This window comes from Halorubrum sp. AJ67 (assembly GCF_000513435.1).
Window position 1 is genome coordinate 1 of the sequence record NZ_CBVY010000031.1, and the last position, 3,695, is coordinate 3,695.

The 3,695-nt window shown below is 70.4% G+C and carries 3 protein-coding genes and 1 pseudogene; 1 reads left to right on the top strand and 3 read right to left on the bottom strand.

What is annotated here, in order from left to right; all coding sequences use genetic code 11:
* Window positions 1-1,324, bottom strand: a 1,324-nt coding sequence (locus BN903_RS14635; protein ID WP_048078431.1) for a DUF460 domain-containing protein, incomplete at its 3' end; no start/stop codon positions are given.
* Between the two features lie 82 nt (window positions 1,325-1,406).
* Window positions 1,407-2,606, bottom strand: a complete 1,200-nt coding sequence (locus tag BN903_RS14640; protein ID WP_048078432.1) for a CBS domain-containing protein — start codon at window positions 2,604-2,606, stop codon at window positions 1,407-1,409.
* 54 nt (window positions 2,607-2,660) lie between these two features.
* Between BN903_RS14640 and BN903_RS14645 the strand changes: the two genes are divergently transcribed.
* Complete coding sequence (locus BN903_RS14645; RefSeq protein WP_048078433.1) at window positions 2,661-3,041, top strand: cupin domain-containing protein; 381 nt, start codon at window positions 2,661-2,663, stop codon at window positions 3,039-3,041.
* 82 nt (window positions 3,042-3,123) lie between these two features.
* On the opposite strand, the pseudogene BN903_RS18490 reads toward BN903_RS14645, so the two are convergent.
* Window positions 3,124-3,695, bottom strand: a pseudogene (locus tag BN903_RS18490) (succinylglutamate desuccinylase); the annotation flags it as partial.

Consider the following 3,695-nt stretch of genomic DNA (forward strand, 5'->3'; position numbering starts at 1 on the left):
GGATCGTCTCCTCTTCCTCGGTGCGCTCCGGCTCCGTGGGGTCGGTCTCGGCGTCGTCCCCCTCGCCGTCGTCGCCGCCGTCGTCCTCGCTCAGGTCTTCGATGACGGACTCGACCGACGCGCCGCCGGCGACGACGCCGGCGATCACCGCCTCGCGGTCGAGCCGCGGCGGGGTCTTCGCCGCGATCCGCTCGAACTGGTCGGCGTGGTCGTCGTAGGCGTACAGCGCCGCGGCCAGCGCGTCGCGCTCGTGGTCGTTCGCGTAGTTCGCCTCGCGGGTCCGGTGGAGCTTCTCGTCGATCGGGAGGTCCGTGGTGGGCCGCCAGCCGGCGGCGTCGAACGAGCGCCGGAACTTCTCGACGGTCTCCGGCATCGGCTCCACGTCGGCGGCGACGATGATCGGCCGCCCCTGCTCGACGATCCACTCCGTCACGTCGGCGGTGTCGGCGGTCCGCGAGGAGTACAGCGCGTGGACGGTGCCGTCGAGCCCGACCACGGCCGCCGCGGTCGTCGTTCCCGGATCGATCCCGACGATGACGCGGTCGCGCCGCTTCACGAGGGGTTCGTACTCGATGCCGTCGCGGCGCTCGCGCTCGACCTCGACGCGCACGTCCCCGGCCCGCGAGTTCGAGACGGGGATGTCCTCGGGGCGCGCCTCGACCGTGAACGTCGCGTTCGCGTAGCCGCCGTACTTCTCGGTCACGTCGCGCTCGAAGTCGAGGTTCGACTCCTTCAGCTTCGACTGGACCTGCCGCGTCCGCTTTTTCACGTTGCCGTGAATCCGACGGGTGTAGCGGTCCTGACTCCACCCGCCCTTTCCGGTGGAGCGCCCGCGAGACACCTTCACCGTCGTCTCGTCGGTGAACGCGGTCACCTCGTGGCCGACGTTGGCGGCCGCGAGCCGGGCCGACGCCTCCGCCTCCTTCATCGGCTCCTTCCCGTAGGGGATCCCGTGCCGGGAGGCGACCCGCGAGAGCGGCTCCGGGCGCTCCGCGCCGGTCACCTGAACGAGCCGCGTACCGTCGGGCAGCGACTGGAGGAAGCCGACGAGCTCCCTTTTGTCCGCCGCCAGCTCGTAGGCGTTGTCGGTGGCGACGTAGAGCGGCTCCCGGTCGTCGATCAGCCGGCAGAGCTTTCGAAAGGAGACCACGTCGCGGGTGACCCGGGCCATCGGGACGTCGGCGTCCGGGGCGTCGGGGTCGTCCTCGTCGACGGGATCCAAGATCACGAGCGCGTAGGAGGGGCTGTCGCCGCGGATGTCCCCGCTGTGGACGTCGACGCCGAACACCGGCCGGTCGCGGGCGCGGATGGTCCGGGTTGTCACGTACCGAGGTAGGTCGTTGCGGCGTATATACCCCACGCCGGGCGGGACCTCCCTTTTCCAGCGTCGAGGGGGAAGCGGAGCGCTACAGGATTCCCGGCTCGTCGTCGACCCGCCGACGGCCGCCGATGACCCGCGGCGTGCCGCCGGTCTGGATGATGTTGAACGCGGTCATCAGGTCGGACCGCGAGATGAGGCCGACGAGGTCGCCGTCGGCGTCGACCACGGGGAGCCGACCCACCCCGCTCTCTTGCATCGTCTGAAGCGCGGTCAGCGCGTCGGCCTCGGGCGCGGCGGCGACGAGGTCGGTCGCCATCACGTCGTCGACGTGGTAGGCGTCGCGCTCGACCTCGCGGACCGACCGCGCGTCTTCGAGGGTGACCATTCCGACGAGTTCGTCGCCGTCGAGGACGGGGTAGCCGGTGTGTCGCTCCTCGAACATCCGGCTCATCAGGTCGGCCACGGAGGTGTCCTCGGTCACCGTGTGGAGGTCCTCGCGGCGCGTCATCACGTCGCCGACGGTGACGTCCTCGAACGCGGCCCTCAGCGTCGTCTGCTGGGCCTCGCCGGAGGCGGCGACGTAGACGAAGAAGGCGAGGACGATGAGCAGCAGCTGGAAGGTCAACAGTCCGATGATCCCCATCAGGAACGCGAAGATCTTCCCCACGGAGGCGGCCCGCTGGGTCGCCTGCGCGTGCGGCTGGTTCCGCGCGAGGAGCGCCCGGAGGACGCGCCCCCCGTCCATCGGGAACGCCGGGAGCATGTTGAAGACGGCGAGGACGACGTTCAACAGCGCGAGGTAGCCGAAGACGAAGAGGGCGGCGTTCACGCCGACGGAGGCCCCCGCCCCGGCGGGCAGGGCGAAGACGACCCCGTAACACGCGATCCCGACCGCGACGCTGACGAGCGGGCCGGCGATCGCGATCCAGAACTCGTGTTTCCAGTCCTCGGGGAACTCCGTGAAGCTGGCCAGCCCGCCGAGCAGCCACAGGGTGATCGACTCGATCTCGTAGCCGTACCGCATCGCGACCAGCGAGTGCCCGAACTCGTGGAGCAACACCCCGACGAACAGCCCCACCGCGGCCGCCAAGCCGAGCAGCCACGGCGCGGGCCCCGACGCGAGCACGGCCGCGTCGATCCCGAGCCCCGCGGTCTCGTTCATCACGTCGACGATCGACCCGACCTGTTGCCCGATGAGGTACGCGAACAGCGGTAAGACTATCAGAAACGTCCAGTTGAGCCTGATCGGGATGCCGAAGGCGCTCCCGATCTTGATTCCTCGCATGGGTCGGCGTTAGTCCGGTGAGCGGTTAAATACCCGGGAGCCGTCGACCGAGACATGAGCGACGCAGTCGAACCCGATCCGGTCGTGAAACGCGGCGACGACGTCGCGTCCGAACCCGTCGACGCCGCCGACGGCCTCTCGAAGGCCGTCCTCCTCGACGAGTCGGACGGGGCCCCGAACTTCGCCATGCGGCGGTTCGAACTCGCGCCGGGCGCTGCCGTCCCGCGCCACACCAACGCGGTCGAACACGAGCAGTACGTCCTCGCCGGCGAGTACGTCGTCGGTATCGGCGACGAGGAACGGGTGGTCTCGCCCGGTGACGCCCTGTTGATCCCCGCCGGCGTCGAACACTGGTACCGGAACGAGGGCGACGAGGCGGGCGCGTTCATCTGTGTCGTCCCAAACGGCGACGATACCATCGAACTCGTCGAGTGAGGGGGCCTCCGCCGTCGACGACCGGACGCGTCGCCGCCGGAGCCTCCGGCGCGTCGCCGTGGCGGCTACTCCGGCGTGTCGACTACTCCAGCGTGCCGACGCGGTCGGCGACGTAGCCGAACTGGTCGCGGTAGCCGTTCGGCGAGAGCAGCACGGGGTAGAACGGCTCGTCGGCCAGCAGGGGCTCGCCGTCGGCGGCCGCGAACCGCTCGCCGGACTCGACGCGCTCGAAGTTGCGCGCGAACACCTCGTAGGTGTCGGCGGCGGGCTTGGGGATCCGCTCGCGGAGCCAGAACACCGAGACGTCCTCGCGGCCGCCGGCGTCCAGCACGTCGTCGGCACCGGGCGCGGAGATGGCCCGGTCGCGGCGAGGAACGCGCGGGCGAGCCAGTAGGCGTTGTCGGCGGCGCTCTCGGATCCCTGGAGTCCGGCCTCCACTTCGAGGGTGTGCGGGTGTTCGATGAGCCGCCCCTCGGTGTACGCGTCGGTCTGGATCACGGCGTCGACCGGCAGGTGGGGCGCGACGGCGCGGGTCACCTCGTCCATCGAGTCGATGACCGCGAACGGCTCCGCGTACGACTGAGTCGAGTGGATCGCGAGTGTCGTACAGCCCGCTAACGCGTCGAGCAGGGCGGCCGCGAGCCGCACCTCGTG